Source organism: Pseudodesulfovibrio sp., assembly GCF_028692895.1.
In the GTDB taxonomy this organism is placed as follows: Bacteria; Desulfobacterota; Desulfovibrionia; order Desulfovibrionales; family Desulfovibrionaceae; genus Pseudodesulfovibrio.
In genome coordinates this window covers 20,113-42,944 of the sequence record NZ_JAQUWN010000024.1, presented here as the reverse complement: position 1 = coordinate 42,944, position 22,832 = coordinate 20,113, and the positions used below count along the sequence as shown (strand labels likewise).

Annotated in this window: 20 protein-coding genes; 14 read left to right on the top strand and 6 right to left on the bottom strand. The window is 68.2% G+C overall.

Translation table 11 applies throughout. The features are described from left to right. Positions 1-10: 10 nt before the first annotated feature. From PHP91_RS08145 to PHP91_RS08135, 3 genes are all read right to left on the bottom strand, one after another. Positions 11-937: an ACP S-malonyltransferase gene (locus PHP91_RS08145; RefSeq protein ID WP_300139411.1), complete on the bottom strand. Its 927-nt coding sequence runs from the start codon at positions 935-937 to the stop codon at positions 11-13. A gap of 69 nt (positions 938-1,006) precedes the next feature. Next, the gene (locus tag PHP91_RS08140; protein ID WP_300139410.1) at positions 1,007-2,068 is read right to left on the bottom strand and encodes a NeuD/PglB/VioB family sugar acetyltransferase; all 1,062 of its coding nucleotides are present in this window, start codon (positions 2,066-2,068) and stop codon (positions 1,007-1,009) included. After that, a complete protein-coding gene (locus PHP91_RS08135) occupies positions 2,065-3,990 on the bottom strand; it encodes an alpha-ketoacid dehydrogenase subunit alpha/beta (RefSeq protein ID WP_300139409.1) in 1,926 nt (641 codons plus the stop codon). The genes PHP91_RS08140 and PHP91_RS08135 overlap by 4 nt, the downstream gene beginning before the upstream one ends. 160 nt (positions 3,991-4,150) lie before the next feature. Here PHP91_RS08135 and PHP91_RS08130 point away from each other — a divergent pair, with 160 nt between their 5' ends. The 12 genes from PHP91_RS08130 to PHP91_RS08075 all read left to right on the top strand — a co-directional run bounded on the left by PHP91_RS08130 (position 4,151) and on the right by PHP91_RS08075 (position 16,724). Continuing rightward, complete coding sequence (locus PHP91_RS08130; RefSeq protein ID WP_300139408.1) at positions 4,151-4,768, top strand: acetyltransferase; 618 nt, start codon at positions 4,151-4,153, stop codon at positions 4,766-4,768. Beyond that, positions 4,769-5,893 carry a DegT/DnrJ/EryC1/StrS family aminotransferase gene (locus tag PHP91_RS08125; RefSeq protein WP_300139407.1) on the top strand — a complete coding sequence of 375 codons (1,125 nt, stop codon included), beginning with the start codon at positions 4,769-4,771 and terminating at the stop codon, positions 5,891-5,893. Continuing rightward, entirely contained in the window at positions 5,890-7,749 is a 1,860-nt protein-coding gene (locus PHP91_RS08120) for a nucleoside-diphosphate sugar epimerase/dehydratase (protein ID WP_300139406.1), read from the top strand. The genes PHP91_RS08125 and PHP91_RS08120 overlap by 4 nt, the downstream gene beginning before the upstream one ends. A 513-nt stretch (positions 7,750-8,262) precedes the next feature. Further along, entirely contained in the window at positions 8,263-8,688 is a 426-nt protein-coding gene (locus PHP91_RS08115; protein ID WP_300139420.1) for an HIT family protein, read from the top strand. 33 nt (positions 8,689-8,721) lie between these two features. Then, positions 8,722-9,006 (top strand): integration host factor subunit alpha, encoded by a 285-nt coding sequence (locus PHP91_RS08110; RefSeq protein WP_300139405.1) that lies wholly within the window; start codon positions 8,722-8,724, stop codon positions 9,004-9,006. A 227-nt stretch (positions 9,007-9,233) separates the two neighbouring features. Beyond that, complete coding sequence (locus PHP91_RS08105) at positions 9,234-9,962, top strand: metallophosphoesterase family protein (protein WP_300139404.1); 729 nt, start codon at positions 9,234-9,236, stop codon at positions 9,960-9,962. Positions 9,963-10,238: 276 nt separating this feature from the next. Continuing rightward, a complete protein-coding gene (locus PHP91_RS08100) occupies positions 10,239-10,559 on the top strand; it encodes a cytochrome c (protein ID WP_300139403.1) in 321 nt (106 codons plus the stop codon). 255 nt (positions 10,560-10,814) lie between these two features. Beyond that, complete coding sequence (locus PHP91_RS08095; protein ID WP_300139402.1) at positions 10,815-13,004, top strand: molybdopterin-dependent oxidoreductase; 2,190 nt, start codon at positions 10,815-10,817, stop codon at positions 13,002-13,004. Beyond that, complete coding sequence (locus PHP91_RS08090) at positions 13,004-13,756, top strand: 4Fe-4S dicluster domain-containing protein (RefSeq protein ID WP_300139401.1); 753 nt, start codon at positions 13,004-13,006, stop codon at positions 13,754-13,756. The genes PHP91_RS08095 and PHP91_RS08090 overlap by 1 nt, the downstream gene beginning before the upstream one ends. Next, a complete protein-coding gene (locus PHP91_RS08085; protein ID WP_300139400.1) occupies positions 13,749-14,465 on the top strand; it encodes a cytochrome b/b6 domain-containing protein in 717 nt (238 codons plus the stop codon). Before PHP91_RS08090 ends, PHP91_RS08085 begins: the two co-directional genes overlap by 8 nt. 86 nt (positions 14,466-14,551) lie before the next feature. Continuing rightward, a complete protein-coding gene (locus tag PHP91_RS08080) occupies positions 14,552-15,646 on the top strand; it encodes a rhodanese-like domain-containing protein (RefSeq protein WP_300139399.1) in 1,095 nt (364 codons plus the stop codon). A 67-nt stretch (positions 15,647-15,713) separates the two neighbouring features. After that, complete coding sequence (locus tag PHP91_RS08075; RefSeq protein WP_300139398.1) at positions 15,714-16,724, top strand: rhodanese-like domain-containing protein; 1,011 nt, start codon at positions 15,714-15,716, stop codon at positions 16,722-16,724. A gap of 52 nt (positions 16,725-16,776) precedes the next feature. Here the strand turns inward: PHP91_RS08075 and PHP91_RS08070 are convergent, their stop codons facing one another. Continuing rightward, complete coding sequence (locus PHP91_RS08070) at positions 16,777-17,403, bottom strand: molecular chaperone TorD family protein (protein WP_300139396.1); 627 nt, start codon at positions 17,401-17,403, stop codon at positions 16,777-16,779. A gap of 93 nt (positions 17,404-17,496) precedes the next feature. Between PHP91_RS08070 and PHP91_RS08065 the strand changes: the two genes are divergently transcribed. After that, on the top strand, positions 17,497-17,790 hold the full coding sequence (locus PHP91_RS08065) for a metal-sensitive transcriptional regulator (protein ID WP_300139394.1): 294 nt from the start codon (positions 17,497-17,499) through the stop codon (positions 17,788-17,790). A 46-nt stretch (positions 17,791-17,836) separates the two neighbouring features. On the opposite strand, the gene era is transcribed toward PHP91_RS08065, so the two are convergent. Beyond that, complete coding sequence (era, locus tag PHP91_RS08060) at positions 17,837-18,745, bottom strand: GTPase Era (RefSeq protein WP_300139392.1); 909 nt, start codon at positions 18,743-18,745, stop codon at positions 17,837-17,839. A 113-nt stretch (positions 18,746-18,858) separates the two neighbouring features. Here era and PHP91_RS08055 point away from each other — a divergent pair, with 113 nt between their 5' ends. Beyond that, complete coding sequence (locus tag PHP91_RS08055) at positions 18,859-22,416, top strand: PAS domain S-box protein (RefSeq protein ID WP_300139390.1); 3,558 nt, start codon at positions 18,859-18,861, stop codon at positions 22,414-22,416. A 3-nt stretch (positions 22,417-22,419) separates the two neighbouring features. On the opposite strand, the gene PHP91_RS08050 is transcribed toward PHP91_RS08055, so the two are convergent. Continuing rightward, positions 22,420-22,824 carry a DUF1992 domain-containing protein gene (locus PHP91_RS08050; protein ID WP_300139388.1) on the bottom strand — a complete coding sequence of 135 codons (405 nt, stop codon included), beginning with the start codon at positions 22,822-22,824 and terminating at the stop codon, positions 22,420-22,422. Positions 22,825-22,832 lie beyond the last annotated feature (8 nt).

The following is a 22,832-nucleotide window of genomic DNA, read 5'->3' as shown; positions in this document are numbered from 1 at the left end:
CCGGCTCCGGCTACAGGGCTTCGATCTGTTCCAGGGAGCCCGCGCCCTGGCCGGTCCAGTCTTCGCCCGAGTCCTTGAGGTTCGGGGAGAGGAGCTTGGCCAGCACGCCCTTGGGCCCAACCTCGACGAAGCGGCGCACCCCGGCCCCGTACAGGGCCTGGAGGGTCTGTATCCAGAGCACGGACGAGGTCATCTGGCGCTGCATGACGCCCAGGATGCTCGCCGGGTCCGGCTCGGGCAGGGCCGTGGCGTTGTGATACACGGGAAAGGCGGGGGCGTTCCAGCGCAGGGCGCCCAGGAACGCGGCGAACTCGTCGGCCGCCTCCTGGATGAGCGGGCTGTGGAACGCGCCGGACACGGCCAGGGCGATGGCCCGGCCCTTGGCCGCCTTGACGGCCTCGGACGCGTGGTCCAGGGCCTCCTTTTCGCCGCTGATGACGAACTGGGCCGGGGAGTTGTAGTTGGCGATGCGCAGCTCCCTGCCGGTGGCCGCGGCCGCGTCGGCCACGATGGACTCCACGGCGGCCTGGGGCAGCTTGACCACTGCGGCCATGCCGTGCCCCTCGCCGCCCGCCTCGGCCATGAGGCGGCCGCGCAGGACCACGGCGCGCACCGCGTCCTCGGGCGAGAGGACCCCGGCGGCCGCCAGGGAGGCGAACTCGCCCAGGGAATGCCCGGCCGTGGCCGAGGGGGAGAGTTTGTCCTTCGCCGCCAGCCACAGGGTCAGGTTGGTCACGGTCAGGGCGGGCTGGAGGGCGCGGGTGTCGGCCATGTCGCCCGCCTCGCCGTCCCAGTAGATTTCGCGCAGGGGCAGGCCGGATTCGGTCTCGGCCAGCTTCCACAGTTCCAGGGCCTCGGCGCGGCTCTCGGCCGCGTCCCGGCCCATGCCCTGCTCCTGGGACCCCTGTCCCGGGAAAAGTATCGCTGTCATGGTCATTGGTCGTCTCCTTGGATGGGTGGCGCATAGCCGGTTCCCCGGCCGCGCGCAACTGTGTGCAGGGACGCGTCAGCGGGCGACGCGCGTTCCCTCGGGCACGGACCGGAACAGGGCCGCGCCGTTTTCGATGACGCAACGCGCGCCGATGGCGATGCCGAGATAGGCGGTGACGCCCATGCCGATCAGGCACCCCTCGCCCACCTTGACCGCGCCCGCCAGCACCGCGCCGGGGGCCACGTGGGTGTGGCGGCCCACCCGGCAGTGGTGGGAGATCACGGCCTTGGTGTTTATCATGGCCCCGTCCTCCAGCACGGCCTCCGGGCCGACCACGGCCCCGGCGTGGACCTGCACGCCCCGGCCGAGCACGGCGCGCGGGTCCACCGTGGCCGAGGGATGGACAAAGGGCGGCAGCAGGGCCCCGGCCTCGGCGGCCCGGTCGAAGAGCCGGACGCGCAGGGCCGGGTCCGGGCTGACGAAGCCCACGGCGTTGCACACGGCCAGGGGGTGCTCCCGGCAGAGCCGGTCCAGGTCGGAAATCCTGCCCAGCACGGGGCGGCCGTCCACCGTGGCCCCGCGCGGCTTGTTGTCGTCCAGGTAGCCCAGGAGCCGGAAGGACGGGTTGCCCGCCACCAGGTCGCCCACCACCAGGCCGTGTCCGCCGCCGCCCAGGATGACCAGCGGGATGCGGCCGTCCGGGTCCTCCCCGGCCTCCAGGGCCAGGACGTCGGCGAGCCCCACCATGTCTCGCCCGGCGAACAGGGCGGGGTCGATGTCCTTTGCGCGCAGGTAGCGCTCGGCCGCTTCGGAGAAGACCGGCAGGCCCGGCTCCGAGGGATCGGCGACGCCCGGCGCGGCGAGGTCCGGTCCGGGCGCGGGCGCCGCCTCGGCCGGTCCGTCCGCGATGACCGCCGCCACGCCGCCCACCGGGACGTAGTCGCCCGGCGCGCAGCGGTAGGCCACGCGCCCGTCGGCCGGGGCCGCCACTTCCACCGTGGCCTTGGATGTCTCGTAGACCAGGATGGCCTCGCCCTCGGCCACGGCGTCGCCGTCGGCAAAAAGCAGGTCGGCGATCAGGACCTCGTCGTCGTTGACCGTGTCCTTGGGAATGCAGATCTCGATCAGGCTGTTCATGACAGGAACTCGCTCACGGTTCGGATGATGGACCGGGTGGTCGGCAGGACCCGGTCCTCCAGTTCACGCACGGACGGGATGGGCAGCGGCTCGGCCGCGATGCGCCGGACGCGCACCGGACGGGCCGAGCGCTCGGCCACCACGGCCGCCACCTCCGCGCCGATGCCCGCGAAGCCGGACCCCTCCTCGATGGTCACCAGGCGGCCGGTCACGGCCGTGGAATCGAGGATGGGCCGGGCGTCCAGGGGGCAGAGGCGGCTGGGGACCAGCAGCTCGGCCTTGACGCCGTGGTCCCGGAACAGGGGGGCCAGGGCGGCCACGGCCGCGTCGGCCATGCCGCCATGGGTAACCAGGGTCACGTCCGGCCGCGAGGACCGGGGCCGGACCCGCGCCCAGGGCCAGCCCCCGGCGGTGCGCTCGGCGACGTAGCCGGGCGCGGTCCGGGCCGCGATGCGCCGCCCGTAGTCCAGCTTGTGCTCGACGACCACGGTGGGGTGTTCGCGCTCGAACACTTTTTTATAGATAAGGGCCGGGTCCACCAGGGAGTTCAGGGCGCACAGGACGACGTTGTCGATGCCCGCCAGAAATTTCTCCAGGGACTGGGAGTGGGTGGGGCCGTATCCCCGGCCGCCGCCCATGGGCGTGCGCAGAATGAGCGGGCAGGTCGCCCGGCCATTGTACATGTGATGGAATTTGGAGGCGTGGTTGACCAACTGGTCCAGGGCCAGGAGCACGAAGTCGCCGAACATGATCTCCACCACCGGCCGGAACCCGCCGAGGGCCAGGCCGCAACCGATGCCGGTGAAGCCCGCTTCGCTGATGGGAGTGGAGACGACCCGGCCGGGAAAGCGGTCCGAGAGGTCGCGGGTGATCTTGAAGGCCCCGCCGTAGGGCGCGGCGATGTCCTCGCCCAGGAGCAGGGTCTCGGGATTTGCGGCCATCCGCTCGGCCAGGCAGGCGTGGAGCAGGTCGGCCTGCCGCCGCTCCGACGGCTCGGCCGGGACCCAGCGCGGGGCCGGGTCCGGGTCGGCCACCCGGGCGTACTCGGCCGGGGCCAGGGCGGGCGCGCCCTCCAGGCCGTCGAGCACGGCGCGGATCTCGCGGTCCGCCGCCTCGGCCAGGGCGGAAAAGGTGTCGGGCTCGGCCGCTTCCAGGCGGCAGAGCGGGTCCTGGGCCCGGCAGGCGGCCAGCTCGGCCGGATCGCGGTCGTCGTCGCCCTTGGAGTGCGGGGCCAGCCGGTTGGTCTCCACCAGGTGGAAGGCCGGGCGGCCGGTCTCGCGCACCTGCCGGATGGAGCGGGCCGCGTCGGCCATGAGCGCGTCCGGGTCGGCCGTGGCGGAGTGGAAAGTCGGGATGGCGAAGGCCTCGGCCCGGGCGAGGATGTCCCCGGCGATGGTCCGTTCCGTGGGCGTGGACTGGGCGTAGCGGTTGCGCTCGCAGACCAGGAGCAGGGGCAGCTCCCACTTGGAGGCCATGTTCAGGACCTCGTAGACCACGCCCTCGCCCAGGGTGCCGTCGCCCAGGAAGACCACGGCGATGTCGCCGCCGCCCCGCAGCTTGCGGGCCATGGCCAGCCCGGCGGCCACGGGCGCGGTGCCGCCCTGGATGCCGTTGGAGAAAAAGCCGTCGCGGCAAAGGTGCTGGCTGGAGCCGATCCCGCCGCAGACGCCCGCCGCCTTGCCCGTCAGCTCGGCCACAAGCCCGGCGAGGTCGCCGGTGAAGGCCAGGTAGTGGCCGTGGCAGCGGTGGTTGGAGACCACGGCGTCGCCCGGCCTGAGGCCGCCCGCAAAGGCCAGGGCCGAGAACTCCTGCCCGATGCAGGTGTGCACGGTCCCGTTGAGCCTGCCCTCGGCGAAGAGGCGGAGGAAGGTTTCCTCCACCCGCCGGATGCGCAGGGCGTCTGTGATCCATTCGCGTTTCATGATGCTGCGCTGGGAATATCCCGTGGCGGCGAACCGCGTCAAGCGCGCCCGGCCGCGCACGCGCCGGTTGACAGTAAAATTCACAACGGGGTAGGGAGTGACTGGTTGCGGAGCGGCCGGAATCAAAGCGTTTCAACCGGGACCTGACAGGAAGGCGCGAGTGAAGGTATTGATCGTTGGAAGCGGCGGGCACGCGCGTGTCGTGGCCGACATCCTGCTGGCCGCCCCCGGCGTGGACCCGATGGGCTTCCTCGCTCCCGGGACCGGAGCGGGCGAACCGTTCCGGGGACTGGCCGTCCTGGGCCGCGACCCCGCGGACGTGACCGGCCACGACGGCGTGGTCCTGGCCGTGGGCGACAACCGGGCCCGGGCCGCGCTGGCCGAGGACTACGCCCGCCGGGGCGTCGCCTTCGTCCCGGCCGTGCACCCGTCCGCCATCGTCGCGCCGGACGCCGAACTCGGGCCCGGCTGCGTTATCTGCGCGGGCGCGGTGGTCGGCGCCGGGGCGCGCATCGGCGCGCACGCCATCCTCAACACCGGCTGCTCCGTGGACCACGACTGCGTGGTCGGCGCGTGCTGCCATGTGGCCCCGGGCGCGCGCCTGGCCGGGGCCGTGACCCTCGGAACCGGGGCCTTCATCGGCATCGGCGCGTGCGTGATCCAGGGCCGCACCATCGGCGACTGGGCCACGGCGGGCGCCGGAGCGGCCGTGGTCCGCAACGTGCGGCCGGGAGCCGTCGTGGTCGGCGTTCCGGCCAGAGAACTGCAGGAGTCCTAGGTGACCAGGGATCGCATCTTTCTTTCCCCTCCCCACATGGGGGGCCGGGAGCTCGAATACGTCCACGCGGCCTTCGCCGCCAACTTCATCGCGCCCGCCGGGCCGCAGCTCGCGGCCTTCGAGCAGGCCTTCCGCGAGCTGACCGGGTTCGCCCACTGCCTGGCCGTGTCCAGCGGCACGGCGGCCATGCACCTGGCGCTCCGGCTGCTCGGCGTGGGACCGGGCGACGTGGTCATGGCCTCCACACTGACCTTCATCGGCTCGGTCACGCCCGTGACCTTCCTGGGCGCGGACCTCCACTTCGTGGACAGCGACCGCGCCTCCTGGAACATGGACCCCCGGCTCCTGGCCGAGGCCATCGACGCCGAGGAGGCGGCGGGCCGCCGCGTGGCCGCCGTCATCCCCACCGACCTGTACGGCCAGTGCTCGGACTACGACGCCATCCGAAGCGTGTGCGAGCCGCGCGGCATCCCCCTGGTCATCGACGCGGCCGAGGCCGTGGGCGCGACCTACAAGGGCCGCCCGGCCGGGCGCGGGGGCGACGCGGCCGTTTATTCCTTCAACGGCAACAAGATCATCACCACCAGCGGCGGCGGCATGCTGGCCGGGGACGACGGCGCGTTCATCCAGGAGGCCCGGCGGCTCTCCCAGCAGGCGCGCGACCCCGCCCCCCACTACGAGCACACCACCCTCGGCTACAACTACCGCATGTCCAACGTCTCGGCCGCCATCGGCCTGGGCCAATTGGAGATGCTCGACGGCTTCGTGGCCCGGCGGCGGGAGATTTCGGCCTGGTACGAGGCGGCCCTCGCGGACCTGCCCGTGTCCTTCATGCCCGAGGCCGCCTACGGCCGGTCCAACCGCTGGCTCACGGTCATGCTCCTGGACCCGGCCTTCGGAGCGACCCCCGAGGACCTGCGCCTGGCCCTGGAGGCGGAGAACATCGAGTCCCGCCCGGTCTGGAAGCCCATGCACCTCCAGCCCGTGTTCGCGGGCGTGCCGGTCACCGGCGGCGCGGTGGGCGAGGACCTCTTCGCGCGCGGGATCTGCCTGCCCTCGGGCACGGCCCTGACCGGGGAGGACCTCGAACGCATCGCGGCCGTGGCCAGGAGCGTGGCCGCATGAAGCCGAGCCTGCCCAATTTCCGCAACACCAACTTCTACGTCATGTTCCTCGCGGACCTGGCGATCTTCGCGCTGGCCCTGCTGGCCGCCTATTCCTTCCGCTTCGACTTCAACATCCCGGCCACCTACTTCACCCAGTACAAGGGGCTGCTCAAGTACGTCCTGGTCTTCAAGTCCGTGATCTTCGTGTCCTTCGGCCTGTACCGGGGCATGTGGCGCTACACCAGCCTGGACGACTACTGGAAGCTGCTCCGGGTCACGGCCCTGCAGAGCCTGATCCTCGTCTCCTTCGTCCTCTTCCGCTTTTCCTTCCTCGGCGTCCCGCGCTCCATCTTCGTCTTCGACTGGGTGCTGACCCTGGTCCTGTGCTCGGGGCTCAGGCTCTCCATCCGCGCCTTCTTCGCCCGCTCGGAGACGCACCTCGCGCCCCTGGCGGACCGCAAGACCGTGCTCGTGGTCGGCGCGGGCAGCCTGGCCGAGAAGATCAGCCGCGAGCTGACCGCCAACCCGGCCCAGTACCGCCTCGCTGGCTTCCTGGACGACGACCGGGCCAAGCGCGGCCGGACCATCCACGGCCGCCCCGTGCTCGGCCGGGTGGAGGACCTGCCCGCCGTGGGCGAGCGCGAGGGCGTGGACGAGGTCTTCATCGCCGTGGCCGAGGCCTCGGCCGGGCAGATGCGCCGCATCGTGGAGACCTGCAAGGCGTCCCCCTTCCCCTACAAAATCCTCCCCGCCATGACCGAGATCATGGACGGCAAGGTGGACATCGCCACCCTGCGCGACATCGACTACCTCGACCTGCTCGGCCGCTCCCCGGTCCTCCTGGACGCCGGGCGCATCAAGAGCTACCTCTCGGGCCGGACCGTCCTGGTCACCGGCTGCGGCGGGTCCATCGGCTCGGAGCTCTGCCGCCAGATCGTGCGCTTCGCCCCCGGCCACGTGGTCCTGGTGGATTCGAGCGAATACAATCTCTACGAAATCCAGATGGAGCTGCACCACGGCCTCGGGTTCACCGGCTACACCACGGTGCTCGGCTCCGTCGCCGACCGCGACCTCATGGCCCGCGTCTTTCACGAGCACCGGCCCGCCGTGGTCTTCCACGCCGCGGCCTACAAGCACGTGCCCATGCTGGAGCGCAACCCCTGGCAGGCCGTGCGCAACAACATCCTTGGCTCGCGCACCCTCATGGAGACGGCCGTGGAGGCCGGGGTGGAGCGGTTCGTGGTGGTCAGCACGGACAAGGCCGTCCGGCCCACCAACGTCATGGGCGCGTCCAAACGCGTCACCGAACTGCTCATGCAGTCCCTGAACGGCCGCGGCACCCGGTTCATGGCCGTGCGCTTCGGCAACGTGGTCGGGTCCAGCGGCTCGGTGGTCCCGCTCTTCCGGCGGCAGATCGAGGCGGGCGGCCCGGTCACCGTCACCCACCCCGAGGTGACCCGCTACTTCATGTCCATCGCCGAGGCCTCCCAGCTCATCCTCCAGGCGGGCAGCATGGGCGAAAAGGGCACCGGCGGCGAGGTCTTCGTCCTGGACATGGGCGTGCCCGTGAAGATCGCGGACATGGCCCGCGACCTCATCCGCCTCTCCGGCAAGGAGCCGGACGTGGACGTCCCCATCGTCTACACCGGCCTGCGCGAAGGCGAAAAACTCTACGAGGAGCTCATCACCGAGGGCGAGGACATCGTGCGCACCGAGCACGACAAGATCCTGGTCCTGGGCAGCGACTCCCCGCCCGACCCCGCCGAGCTGGAGCGGGCCATCGCAGAACTCGCCCGGGCCGCCGACGCCTGGGACGGCGAGGCCATCCGCGCCATCCTGCGCCGCCTGGTGCCGGAATACCGGCCGGGCGAATAGCCCCCGCCACGCAACACCGGCCGCGCAAGCCGTCACCCGAGGCCCGGCCCCCTCGCGCCGGCTCAACCCGTCGGGCGCGGCGCCGCCGTTCGCCCGCATCGATTCCCCCGCGCCCCAGGCCCGTCCCGCACCTTTTCCGCCTCTTCCACACTCCCTGCGCCGTCGAGACCGGGCCGGAATTTCCCGCCCCGCCCCCGGGGGCCGGGAACCCGCGTCCCACCTGATCAGGCCGGCAACCACCCGCTTAACCGACCGTAATAAATTATTTTTTTCACAAGTGATTTTTACGGCAATCAAAAAAATACGGCAACTTGCCGTATTTCAAGAACTTTTCTAGACTTCCCGCACGGCCGGGAAACGGGAATTTACGAGAAAATCAAATCGACAGACTTGATTTAACTGAATTTCCCGGTTAAGAATGTGGCTAAGTACGAAAAGGTCTTCGCCAAAGAGCGCGGGCGGCCGGGGGTTCCGGCCCGTCGGGCGCGGTTTTGCGGCGGAGCGGGAGACATGATGACGACCAGGGACCCGGATTGCATTTTCTGCAAAATCGTGGCGGGAGAGATCCCCTGCGCAAAAGTTTACGAGACCGGGACCTGCCTGGCCTTTCTGGATATCGCGCCCGTGAGCGCTGGACACGCGCTGGTGTTGCCCAAGGACCACCATCCCACGCTCATGGATGTTCCGGCCTCTCTGGGCGGCGACCTGCTCGAAGCCCTGGGCAAGGTCGGACGGGCGGTCATGGAAGCCACCGGGGCGGAAGGCCTCAACCTGTTCCAGAACAACTACGAGGCCGCCGGACAATTGGTGCACCACGCGCATTTTCATCTCGTGCCGCGATTCTCGGGCGACGGACTGCGGCTCTGGACCCAGTCCTCCTACGACGACCCGGACGAGATGCAAAGGTTGGCGAAAAAAATGGCCGACCTCTTGAAATAGTCTGTCAGTGAACCTTTTTTTTGGAGGCCACCAATGAGCACCCTCACCAAAGCCGGAATCGTGGACTACATCTACGAGCGCACGGACAAGAACCGGGCCGAAATCAAGGACCTGGTCGAGGTCATCCTCGACATCATGAAGAGCGCCGTGAAAAAGGATCACGCCCTCCTCATCTCCGGTTTCGGCAAGTTCGAAGCCTACGACAAACGGGCGCGCAAGGGACGGAACCCCCAGACCAGCCAGACCATCACCCTGCCCCCGCGCAAGGTCGTCGTCTTCCGGCTGTCCCGCAAGTTCCGCTCGGAACTGAACCCCTAAGCCGACCTGCCTCCCCAGGCCGGCCCGCGCCGCCGCGTCCCTCCGCCGGGGCCGCAGCGACGCTTCGCAACGCCAGAAGGTCAAACCCCGCCCGTGCACTCCACGCGTGGGGCTTGACCTTTTTTCGCGCCCCGCCGCACGCCCGGCCCTGCGGCGCGCAGGGAACCCCGAAGGCCCGCGGGGGCATCCTTGTTGCCCTGTACCGGCCAACGCGTTATTGTACGGGCATGTCGATCATAGCCGTTTATTCCGATGTGCACGCCAATCTGGAGGCGCTCCGCGAGGTCTTGCGCGATTTGGACGGGCGGGCGCACGATGCGGAGGTCTGCCTGGGCGACGTGGTGGGGTATGGGCCGCAACCGCAGGAGTGCTGCGACCTGCTCAGGGAGCGGGACGCGGTCGTCGTGCAGGGCAACCATGAGCAGGGGTTGATTAATATCCATCAGTTGGCCTGGTTCAACCAGTTGGCCAAGGACTCGCTCCGGCGCACGCGCGAGATGATCGACGACGGCACGTTCGAGTGGCTTATTTCCCACCCCCGGAGTGCGGTATTGGACGACTGCCGGTTCGTCCACGGGGTGCCGCCGGACGATGTGAAGGGGTATCTGTGGAAGTACGAGGACAGCGTGGGCGAACTGTTCGCGCGATTCGGGGAGCGGGTCTGCTTTGTGGGCCACACCCATGACCGGATGCGTTTCACGGAGGGGCCGGAGGGGGTGTCGCGCCGGTTGGCGCTGCCCGAGGGCGAAACCGTGCTGGACCCCGACAAACGGCATATCGTCAATATCGGCGCGGTCGGCCAGCCGCGCGACGGCGACAACCGGGCCAAGTACGGACTGTTCGACACGGAGAGCCGCGTCCTGACCATGCGCTTCATTACCTATGATATAAAAAAGACCGCGGACCTCATCCGCGCCCGCGGCCTGCACTCCTCTTTCGCCGACCGCCTCTGGTAGCAAAACCCCGCTTTCGTCGCCCCTGTCCGGGCGACGGCGCAGTCTTTTTTTCGACCGATTCAGGCCGTTTTCCATCTTTTACCTGGAATCTAAGGATTTATTTCCATACCTCTGGACTATTTAATTTTGCCGAATATACTTGACACCTATACCCCGTATGGGTATTTGGGTCTTGAAAGGTTGTTATCAATTTATAATGGCAATTTTGAGGGGCCATTCCTATAGCTGATGCTGGACTCCCCTCGCAGGACCAGAAAAAACAACATGGAGGATATGATGCACCGCAAGCTGACCCTGATTGTCGCCACGATTCTCATGGCCGTCTTCACCGTTTCCATGGCGTTCGCCATGGGTGGGGGCAACGCCCGCAAGGGCAAGTTTCTCTACCGCAAGAACTGCCGTTCCTGCCACGGCGCCACTGCCAGCGACCTGAGCCCGGCTTCCAAGACCCAGGCCGAATGGACCGCCACCTTCTCCGACAAGTCCAAGATCAAGTGTTCCGGCGAGTGGACCGTGACGGACCAGGAGCTCAACGACATCTTCTCCTACCTGCACGACTACGCCAAGGATTCTCCTTCTCCGGCCAAGTGCTCGTAGCGCCGCGCGCCGTCCGGACCACCCGGGCGGCCGTTTCCGGGGGAATGGGCCCGGAGGTTTGGGCGACCCCATTCCCGGCCGGATTGCTTCCGGACCGGACATGAACCGACGAACAGTCACATTGACGGCGGGCGGGCCGTCCGGCCTCCTCACGGCCGGCCCGCCAATCACCCCCCAGGGGTATATGCCCCGATGACGCGCCCGATAGCGCGCCGGATGGCGCGAGGGACAACGCGAGGGAAAAACGGAGTAACCATGCCCGACACCAGACACACCCTTTCCCGCCGGGATTTCTTCAAGGCCTCCGGGCTGTTCGCCGCAGGAGCGGCGGGCGGCGCGGCCCTGCTGGGCGGCCTGCGCAGGGCGCAGGCGGCCCCGGCTCCCCAGTGGGAATCGAAGTTTTCGGCCTGCGACATGTGCTTCAACAAGTGCGGCCTCATCGCCCGCGTCGAGGACGGGGTGGTGAAGAAGCTCGACCCCAACCCCAAGTTCCTCAAGTCGCGCGGGATGCTCTGCGCGCGCGGCAACGCGGGCGTGGCCCAGGTCTACGACCCCGACCGGCTCAAGTACCCCCTGCTCCGGGCGGGCGGGCGCGGCGAGGGCAAGTGGAAGCGCATCCCCTGGGACGAGGCCCTGGACATGGCCGCCCAAAAGATGAAGGAAGTGCGCGAGAAGTACCTGCCCTGCGGCCACCTCTTTTCGGCCGGGACGGACCTGCACTCCCAGTTCGTGGGCCGGTTCGCCGAGGTCTACGGCTCGTTCAACGTGACCTCCCACGAGTCGCTCTGCCTGGTCTCCAACAACCGCGCATTTCTCGACACCTACGGCGAGGTCCCCTTCGCCGACGTGCTCAACTCCAAGTACATCGTCATGGCCGGGGCCAACCGGTTCGAGGCCCTGGTCACGCCAGACTCCATGGACCTGATGACCGCCATGCGCGAAAACGGCTGCAAGCTGGTCGTCCTCGACCCGCGCTACACCAAGACCGCCGCCCTGGCCGACGAGTGGCACCCGGTCCGGCCGGGCACGGACATGGCCTTCATGCTCGCCCTGGCCCACGTCATCATCACGGAAAAGCTCTATGACCCCGAGTGGATCGAGCAAAAGACATACGGCATCGAGCAGCTCGCCGAGCACGTGAAGCCGTACACCCCCGAGTTCGCGGCGGACGAGTGCGGCATCCCGGCCGGAGACATCGCCCGCATCGCGCGCGAGCTGGCGGCCGCCGCCCCGGCGTCCATGATCTATCCCGGCCGGCGCAGCTCGGACTACGAGGACTCCACCCAGATCCGCCGCGCCTTCGCCATCGTCAACGCGCTGCTCGGGAACTGGGACCGGCCCGGCGGCCTGCTCGCCGCCCGCGCCGTGGGCCTCAAGGGCGTGCCCTTCGACGCCCCGTGGTACGACGAGAACCACGAAGACCGCATCGACGCGGGCAAGGTGCCGATGATGTTCGAGCACGAGGGCTCCTTCCTGGTCACGCGCGACTGCGTGCTGGCCGAGGACCCGTACCCCATCAAGGGCTGGCTCGTGTACAAGACCAACCCCATGGGCACGGCCCCCAACCGCAAGAAGACCATCGAAATGATGCACAAGATGGACTTCGTGACCGTCATCGACATCGCCATGTCCGACACAGCCTGGTTCGCGGACCTGGTCCTCCCCTCCCAGTCCTACCTGGAGCGCGAGGACCCGTGCTCCGGCCTCCAGGGCTCGGTGGCCTGCGCCTGCGTGGTCAAGCGCGACCCGGTCATCGCGCCGCTCTACGAGTCCCGCTCCTGCTTCGACATCATGAAGGGGCTGGCGAACCGGCTGGAGCTCGGCGAATACTTCGACTTCACCATCGACGAATACCGGCAAAAGCAGACCCGCGACATCCCCGAGGCCCTCAAGGTCATGGACCGCGACGGGGTCTACTACAACCCCTCCAAGGTCTACGGCATCTACGACGGCAAGATCTACAAGACCCTGTCCCAGAAGATCGAGCTCTACAACCAGCGCTACGAGCAGATGGGCCTCGATCCGCTGCCCAGGTACACCGCGCCGACGCGGCCGGACAAGAGCCGGTTCCGCCTCATCATCGGCCGCAACGCCCTGGTCACCCAGACCTCCACGGCCAACAACCCGCTGCTGCACCAACTGGTGCCCACCAACACCCTGTGGATCAACCCGGATTCCGCAAGGTCCCTCGGCATCGCCGACGGCGACCTGGTCCAGGTGGCCAGCGGCGCGGGCAGCCAGGAGCTGAGGGCCGAGGTCACGGACCGCATCCGGTCCGACACGGTATACATGCTCTCGGGCTTCAACACCCTCTCGACCATGCAGCACCTGTCCCACGGCAACGGCGCGTCCATCAACGACATCCTGGAAGACGACTACGACGCGATCACCGGCAACGCGTCCATGCACACGACCTTCGTGTCCGTAACAAGGAAGGTGGCGTAATGGCGAAGCAGCAACTGGCAATGCTCATCGATGCCGCCAAGTGCATCGACTGCAAGGCGTGCGTCCTGGCCTGCAAGGTGGCCAACGAGGTGCCCGACGGGCAGTGGCGCAACTGGATCAAGCCCGCCGACGCGGCTCCGGCCCCCGGCCCGGCCCCGCGCGCCAAGGCCCGGTTCCAGCCCGGCGCGTGCATGCACTGCGAAAAGCCCACCTGCGTCGAGGCCTGCCCCACCGGGGCGACCTACAAGGACCCGGCGACCGGCGAGGTCGTCATCGACGAGACCCTGTGCATCGGCTGCGGCAACTGCATCCCGGCCTGTCCCTACGACGCGCGCTTCCGCAATGAGCTGACCCGCAAGGCGGACAAGTGCAACTACTGTCCCGAACGGCGCGCCGCGGGGCTCGCCCCGGCCTGCGTGGACACCTGTCCGACCAAGGCCCGCGTCTTCGGCGACATCAATGACCCGGGCTCCGACGCGGGCGCGCTCTACCTCAGGAACCAGGCCCGCCTGACCCGCGTGGCCGCCAAGACCGACACCAGGCCCAACATGTACTACCTGGGCGATCCCGGCCCCGGCGACTGGGGCCGCGAGGCCGTGGTCCCCGCCTCCATGGTGGCCATGAAGCGGTCCGCCCCGGTCATCAAGGCCCTGGTCGGCCTCTCCGGCCTGGGCGTGCTGGCCATGCTCGGCCGACAGCTCTTCGCGGGCGACTCCGGCGAAGGCGACCACAAGGAGGACTCCGATGCCTAGGCTCCACAAGCGGCACGACCGCTCCGACATCTTCATCCACTGGTTCAACGCGGCCTGCTGGCTGCTCCTGCTCCTGACCGGCGTGGGGCTGATCCAAAACCCGGCCATAGACCCCTTCGGCTCCGGCTATCCCGAGGCCCTGCGCAACCTGGTCGGCGGCGGGGGCAACCTCCTGGCCGTACACGAGGGGATCGGCCTGGCCTGGATCGCGGGCTTCGTCCTCTACCTGCTGGTCAACTTCAAGGGCGCGCGCTTCTTCCTGGCCGAGGTCTTCGCGGTCAGTCCCGGCCGCGACATGGCCTGGATGCTCAAGAAGATGGTCCTGATGACCCTCGGGCCCAAGGCCCTGAAGCTCCTCGGCATGGACCCGTCCCTGCCCGACCAGGGGTACTACAACATGGGCCAGAAGGCCTTTGCCCAGGCCAGCGTGGTCGGCGGCATCGTCATCGCCGCCACCGGCGTGGTCATGTACCTGTCCGACCGCACCCTCGGGGCCGAGGCCTCGGGCTGGATCTCCTGGGCCGTGACCCTGCACTTCATCGCCGTGGGCCTGGTCTTCGCCGGGCTCCTGGTCCACGTCTACATGGCCGCCATCTCGCCCGAGGAGCGGCCCGGCTTCAAGTCGATGTTCACCGGCTCCGTGCCGGACGGATACGCCAAGCACCACCACCGGCTGTGGTGGAACAAGATCAGCGCCGGGGAAGAATAGCCCCCGGTCACGATAGGGAAAACCGCTCCGCCGACGGCATCGGGCCGGGCTGCGGAACAACAGACCATTTCAAGGGAGAGTGCACCATGCTGAAGAGAATCACCACCACCGCCATGCTGCTCGCCTTCGCCCTCGCGGCGACGGCCGGGGCGGCCATGGCCCAGGAACAGGCCGATTTCCGGAAGTATCCCCACATCGTGGACTACGGCTTCGTGGCCAAGTACGCCAAGATGCCGCAGCCCAAGGGGGTCATGATCATCGACTCGCGGCCTTACAAGCCCACGTACGTCGAGGGATACATCCCCACCGCCGTGTCCATCCCGGACAGCCAGTTCGACAAGATGACCGACAAGCTGCCCAAGGACAAGAACGCCCTGCTCGTCTTCTACTGCGGCGGCCTGAAGTGCCCGCTGTCCCACAAGTCCGCCTTCAAGGCCGAGGCCATGGGCTACACCAACGTCAAGGTCTACGCCGCCGGATTCCCGGACTTCAAGAAGAAGGCCGCCTATACCTCCGTTGGCCTGGAGACCGTCAGCGACATGCTCGCCAAGGGCGAACCCTACATGCTCGTCGACTCCCGCCCCTACAAGAAGTACCTGGAAGGGGCCATCCCGTCCGCCATCGCCATCCCCGAACGCGAGTTCGCGGCCAAGCGCGGCATGTTGCCCGTGGACAAGGAAAACGTCACCCTGGTCTACTACTGCGGCGGCTACGCCTGCGCCCTGTCCCACAAGTCGGCCGTCATGGCCCGCTCCCTGGGCTACAAGAAGGTCCTGGTCGCCGAGGCCGGATACCCCGGCTGGAAGGAGATGTACGGCACCGGCTCGGCCGTGGCCGTCAAGGCGGGTGCCGCCGAGGGCGCCGTGGACACCGAGTGGTTCCTCAAGGCCCTCAAGGAAAACCCGTCCTCCATCCTGCTCATCGACGTGCGCGATCCCGCCGAGTTCGCAAACGGCCACTTCCCGTCGGCCATCAACATGCCCGTGGACGTCATCGAAAAGAAGGCGGCCGAAATCCCGACCGACAAGCCCATCGTCTTCGCCTGCGCCACCGGCGCTCGCGCGGGCGAGGCCTATTACCTCTACATGGACCTGGTGAAGGACGCCAAGAACGTCTTCTACCTCGAAGCCACCAACTCCTTCGGGGAAGACAACTCCTACACCGTCCACCCGAACAAGTAGCCACCCCGCGCGGGGCCGGAGCCGCCCGTCCGGCCCCGCGCGCATCCAATCAGGGCGGGGAGCGCCGATGCACCGACATATCTCCATCATCGCCTGTACGCTCCTCGCCCTGTGCCTTTTTTCACACCCGGCCGCCCGCGCCTCGGACGAGGACATCTGGATGGAGTCCGCCCGGCGCGACGCCGCCCGCGACGGCTACCAAATCATCGGCGCGAACGAGCTGGCCCGGCTCATCGACGACAAGACGCCCGCCCTCATCCTCGACGCCCGCGCCGACTACGAGTTCGCCGCCGGGCACATCCCCACCGCCGTCAACTTCGAGTTCGACCTCGGCGACCGCAGCGACCTCTCCCCGGACAAGCGCGACGCCCTGCTCCACATCCTCGGCCCGGACAAGAAGCGCCTCCTCGTCATCTACTGCCGGAGCTTCAGGTGACTGCGCGGGGCCATCGCCGCGCGCTGGGCAGCGCGCCTCGGATACGTGAACGTGCACCGCTACCCCGGCGGGCTCCACGGCTGGAAGGCCGCCTTCCCCGACCGGATGGAAGGCCAGCCGGGCTCGCGCCGCGCCCTGGCCCCCGGCGACGTCTTCCCGGCCTGCCGCGTCGCCGTACTCAACGGGGACGAGGATCGGCAATACCTCGGCCTGCCGCCCACCGCCCGCTGGCTGGAACTCTCGGAACTGACCACCCGCTTCGTCCTCATCCAGCTCTACAACACCCTGTGCAACGACTGCGTGACCGAGACCAAGAAGCTCTCCGCCTTCTTCCATGTCGTGGAAAACGACCCGGTCCTCGCGGGACAACTCAAGATCATCGGCCTGGGCGTCTACGACTCCAACCAGAACGTCATGAAGTTCAAAAAGCACTACGACGTCGCCTACCCGCTCTTCTCCGACAAGAGCGGGCAGATCTTCGAATGCCTGGGCCAAAGCCAACTCCCCCTCGCCTACCTCGTGCGCGCCAAGGGCGACGGCTCCTGGATCATCGAACTCGTCAAACGCGGCTACTTCGACCCCGACGAAGCCTTCCTCCATACCCTGCGCCAAACCGTCATCCGCTCCGAAGGCACGGACTGATGCGGCCAGGGGCGGGGGCGGACGCCGGGCCGGGGAATGCCTCCGGCTTCCCCTATGCCAGCGCTTCGGCCACCGCCTCCGCGAGTTCGGCGGCGGCGGTGTATGCGGGGTGGGCGTCGCCGTTTTCCAAGGCCGTGATGAAACGGGGAAGCCAGGCGGCGAGGGTTTGGGTGGCGAAGGCGCGGGCTTGCGGTTCCAGGCCGGGCTGGTTTTGGGTCCAGGAGGAAGCGAGCAGGTGGTAGAGAAGTTCGAGTTCGATGGCCAGGTGGTCGGGCGGCTCGTTGGAGTCGAGGCCGAGGGCGAGTCCGGCGGCGTCGAGACGGCGCTGCATGTCCAGGGCGGGCGCGGCCATGGTCCGGGGGGTGACGGACGGCAGGTGGCAGGACTCGTAGGGAGGTGCGGCGGCGCCGCCGCGCCCGGCGACGAAGAGCCGGACGAACTCGGTTTCGAGAGTTGCGGCGAGGTCCGGGTTCATGGGGGAAAGGGCGGATTGCAGTTTTCGCAGGGCGGGCGTAGCATGGGGAAGCATGGCCGGGGCCCGGTCCAGGAGATCGGGCAGGCCGGCGCCGGCGAGTCGCGTCCAGGCGTCGGCGTCGGGTCCGCGAAAGACGGCGGCGGCGCATTCCAGGCAATCGAGCAGGAAGATGCGGGTGCGGGTATCGGCGGTGGAAACGGGCATGGGGCGACCTCCTTGTGTCCATATGCATCAATACCCTGCCAGCGTAGGGTAAATCAGGAAGACCGGCAAGGCCATGCCGGTGGGGAGAAAGGAATGAACACCTCCACGGAGCTGGAACAGGAACGGATCAAGAAGAACGTGCTTTCGCGCATGCGGCGCATCGAGGGCCAGGTGCGCGGGATTCAGCGCATGATCGAGGACGGGAAGGAGTGCGCGGACATCCTGGTCCAGGTGCGGGCGGTGCGTTCGGCGCTGCAGTCGGCCAACAAGCTGATCCTGAAGCGCTACATGCTGCGCTGCTATGCGGATTCCGTGGAGACCGGCGGGGACGACCACGAGTCCCTGGAGAAGTTCATCAGCCTGCTGACCGGTTTTCTGGAGGGCTGACGGGCGGGGCCGCGTCGTTGCGCGGCCCGGCCGTTTCGCCGCCCGGCTATTCGCCGAGGCCCATGGCGCGCAGAAAGCCGGGGTCCTCGGTCCAGTTGTCCCGCACCTTGACCCACAGTTCCAGGTGGACCTTGCAGTCCAGCAGTTCCGCTATTTCCACCCGCGCCTCGCTGCCGATCTTTTTCAGGGTCGCGCCCTGTTTGCCGATGATCATGCCCTTGTGGTTTTTCTGCGCGGTATAGATGACCGCGTTGATGACGGCCATGCCGGGCCGGGACTGTTCGTCCCAGGCCTCTATTTCCACGGCCGTGGAGTAGGGCAGTTCCTGCTTGAGCTGGTAGAAGAGCTTTTCGCGGATGATCTCGGCGGCCATGAAACGCACCGGTGCGGTGGATATCTGGTCTTCCGGGAACATGGGCGCGCCTTCGGGCAGGAAGGCGAGGATGCGCGCGAGCAATTCGTCCGTGCCCTTGCCGCGCATGGCGGACACGGGCATGAGCTCGGCCCCGGGCCAGAGCTCGCCCAGGGCGGCCAGGACCGGGAGCATGGCGGGCTTGTCCTTGACGCGGTCGATCTTGTTCAGGGCCACGATGACGGGTCGGCCGGACTCGGCCACGGGCTTGACCAGGGGGCGGAGGTCCTTTTCCAGCTTGGCGGGCTTGGCGGCGTAGAGGGCGGCGTCCACCAGGACGACCACGCCGTCGGCCCCGGCCAGGGCGCTCCAGGCGGATTCGAGCAGGAACCGGTTCATGCGGCCGCGCACCTGGTGGATGCCGGGGGTGTCCAGAAAGACGATCTGGGCGTCGTCGGTGGTCAGGATGCCGCTGATGCGGTTGCGCGTGGTCTGCGGCCGGGGCGAGACGATGGCCACCTTCTGCCCCAGATAATGGTTCATGAGGGTGCTCTTGCCCGCATTGGGCGGTCCGATGAGCGCTATCGTTCCGAATTTGTGCATATTCTTGATTCCTTTTCGCCTTGTGATGTCCGGGCTGTGGCCCGGGCCGGGCTGCCCTTGCGGCCGCATAAAATAATGGCCCATTTACAGCGTGGTGTATAGGAGTATTGTTGATGCGAACCCGCGCCGCCGCCTGGGCCCTGCTCCTGCTGGTGCTCCTGCTCCCACCCGCCGCCCCGGCGGCGGGGACCTCTGCGCGCGTGCTGTTCCTCAGCTCCTACCATCCGGCCTTTCCCTCGTTTGCGGACCAGGTGGCCGGACTCCGGCAGGCCCTGGCCGACGCCGGGGCCGAGCTGGATGTGGAGTTCCTGGACAGCAAGCGCTTCTACGACAAGGCCAACTTCGACAATTTCACCCGGCTGCTCGGGTACAAGCTGCGACATTCGCCGCCCTACGACGTCCTGGTGACCGGCGACGACAACGCGCTGAACTACGCCATGCAGCACCGTCAGGACCTCTTCGCCGGGCTGCCCGTGGTCTTCATGGCGGTCAACGACGTAGTCAACGCCCAGGCCATAGCCCGCCGCGACCGGGTCACCGGGGTGGTGGAGACCGTGTCCATCAACGAGACCCTGGACCTGATGCGCCGGACGTTGCCTGGCCTGCGGCGGCTGGTGGCCGTCACCGACGCCACGCCCTCGGGCCAGGGCGACCTGCAACGGCTCCGGGAGGCGCTCTCGGCGCGGGGCGATCCCGCCCCGGTGGTCCTCGACCTCTCCAGGATGACCTGGATGGATTTCGCCAAGCGGCTGCGCGCCCTGGACACGCGCGACGGGGTGCTCCTGCTCTCCGCCTATCGCGACGAGTCGGGCGACACCCGCGACTTCGCCGCCGGACTGGCCGCCGTGCTGGACAACGCGCCCTGCCCGGTCTTCCACCTCTGGGCCCACGGCATCGGCCAGGGACTGCTGGGCGGAAAGGTCATCTCGTTCACCGAGCAGGGCCGCCGGGCGGGCGAGCTGGCCCTGCGCGTCATCCGCGGCGAGGACCCCGGCCTGATCCCGCTGGTGAGCGGCGGCGAGGCCAACGTGGTCCTGTTCGACTGGAACGTCATGCAGCGGTTCGGCGTCAAGCGGGACGCCCTGCCCAAGGACGCGGTGCTGCTCAACTACGTCCCGCCGTTCCACGAGGCCCACCGGGGCATGCTTCTCAAGGGCGGGGGGCTCCTGCTGGCGCTGGTCATGATCATGGCCTACCTGCTGCACCTGACCCGCCGGAGCGCGGCCGCCGAGCGGCGGGTGCGCGAGAGCGAGCAGCGATACCGGGCCTACATCGATTCCGCCCCGGACGCGGTCATCGTGACCGACCGCGAGGGCGTGATCGTCGAGGCCAACGACGCCGCCTCGGAACTGACCGGCCACGCGCCGGAAGAACTGCCGGGCCTGCGCATCCCGGAGGACCTGATCGCGCCGGAGCTGAGCTTCCAGGCGGCCGACTCCCTGCTCCGGCTGGACGTTGGCGAAAAGATCCGGCGCAGCCTGGAGATCGTCCGCAAGGACGGCTCCCGTGCCTTCGTGCTGGCGGCCGCCGCCTCCCTGAATGACGAGACCCGCGTCCTCTTCGCCAAGGACATGACCGACCTCAAGGCCGCGCACGACGCCATGACCAAGAGCGAGGCGCTGTTCCGGGGGCTGCTGGAGCAGGCGGGCGACGCGGTCTTCGCCTGCGACACCTCGGGCCAGCTCCTGTTCGTCAACCAGGCCGCCTGCACCTCGCTGGGCTACACGCGCGAGGAGCTGGAGCGGCTGCGGGCCTGGGACATCGATCCCCTGACCCTCAAGCGCAACGACCCCGAGGGCATCTGGAAACAGGGCCCGACGACCCTGGAGACCCGACACCGGCGCAAGGACGGGACCACCTTCCCGGTGGAGATCAAGACCGACACCATCCGGGTCAACAACGAGGAAGTCGTCCTCACCCTGGCCAGGGACATCTCGGCGCGCATGGGCCGCGATGAACTGAAAAAGCGGGAATCGCGCATCAACCTGGCCCAGGCCGAGATCGTCCGCGCCCTGACCGCGCCGGACGCCACCATCCAGAAGGTGGCCGCCGTGGTCTACGACTGGGCCAAGCGGATCAGCGGCGCGGGATACGGATACGTGGGCTCGGTGGAGCCGCCCGACAACTCGCTGCACATCTACAACATCACGGCCATGCAGGAGGACGGCTGCGCCATGCGCAATCCCCAGACCGTCTTTCCCATCCGGGGCAACCGCTACCCCGCGCTGTGGGGCCACAGTCTGAACACCGGCCAGCCATTCTACACCAACGACCCGCCCGGCCATCCCGCGTCCACGGGCCTGCCCGGGAACCACGTCCCCGTGCGCCAGCTCCTCTCCGCGCCCTGCCGCTACGAAGGCGAGCTGGTGGGCCAGATCGCCCTGGCAAACCCGGACCGCGACTTCACCGACGAGGACCTGCGCGCGACCGAGGTCCTGGCCGGACTCTTCGCCCTGGCCGTGTACCGCAAGCGGGCCGAGTCCGAGCTCATCCGGGCCAAGGAGTCGGCCGAGGCGGCCAGCCGCTCCAAGTCCGAATTTCTGGCCAACGTCAGCCACGAGCTGCGCACGCCCATCAACGGCATGTTCGGCATGCTGCGGCTCGTCCAGGAGACCGACCTGGACCGCGAGCAGGCCGAATACGTCGAGACCGCCATCGCCTCGGGCCGCACCCTGCTCCAGGTCATCAACGACGTCCTGGACCTCTCCAAGATCGAGGCGGGCAAGATCGACTTGGTCAAGACCCTGTTCCGCCCCTGCGGGCTGATGGAGTCCGTGGCAGCCATGTTCCGGCTCCAGGCCGAGGACAAGGGGCTCTCGCTGACCTGGGAGGTGGACGACCGGGTGGCCGAGGCCTACCTGGGCGACCAGGGCCGCATCCGCCAGATCCTCTTCAACCTGGTGGGCAACGCCCTCAAGTTCACGGAAACCGGGTCCATCGACATGCGCTGCCAGGCCGCCGAAAGCCGGGACGAACGCTACGCCAACCTGCTCTTCACGGTCCGCGACACCGGCATCGGCATCCCCTCGGACAAGATCCGGACCATCTTCAAGACCTTCGAGCAGGTGGACGGCTCCTACTCCCGCCGCTACCAGGGCGCGGGGCTCGGCCTGTCCATCGTCCGCCGGTTCGCCCAGCTCATGCACGGCGGCGTGGACGTGGAGAGCGTCTACGGCCAGGGCTCCACCTTCCTGGTCACCGTCCGGGTCCATCGCGTCGAGGGCAGCGAGCCCCTGCTGGTCGACCGGGAGGCCGAGACGACCCGGCCCTCACCCGGCCTGCGCCTGCTCCTGGCCGAGGACGACCGCGTCAACCGGCTGGCGGCCACCAGGCTGCTCGAAAAAAGGGGGTACGTGGTCCACGCCGTGGAAAACGGCGCGGAAGCGATCACCGCGCTCGGAAAGGAGACCTACGACTGCGTGCTCATGGACATCCAGATGCCGGGCATGGACGGCCTGCAATCCACGCAGGCCATCCGCAACCTGCCCGAGGGCGCTCCGGCCCGGACCATCCCCATCATCGCCCTCACCGCCCACGCCATGGCGGGCGACCGGGAAAAATTCATCCAGGCGGGCATGACCGACTACCTGTCCAAGCCCATGGACATCGAAGCCCTGGAGACCCTGATCGCCCACGTCGTGCCCGCGCGCAAGCCGGACCAGGAATCCTGACGGCTACTCCCCGCCCCTGCCGAAGCGGGCCTCGGCCACGCGCACCTTCTCCACGATGCGGCGATAATAGTCGTCGCCCGCCTCCAGGTTCACGGGGCGGCCGCGCCGCTCGTTCATCTTCAGGATCATCACGTCGAGCTTTTGCATCTGGCGATAGCGCTCCCGCTCGTCCTCCATGGAGGACAACAGCTCGATGGCCCTGGTGATCTCCCGCTCCTCCGCGATCTCGGCGGGCACGTAGCCCGCGTTCTTGAGCACGCGGAAGGCCATGCGCAGCTCCGGCGGCAGGTTCTCGGTCCCGTCGGGCCGAAGCGGCTTGCCCGCGCCCTCCAGGTTGTCAAACTTGCCTTCCTCCATGGCCTGGCGGATGCGCTCCTCGGCGATGATGTGCGAATGGAATTCGTCCATCCGCCCAT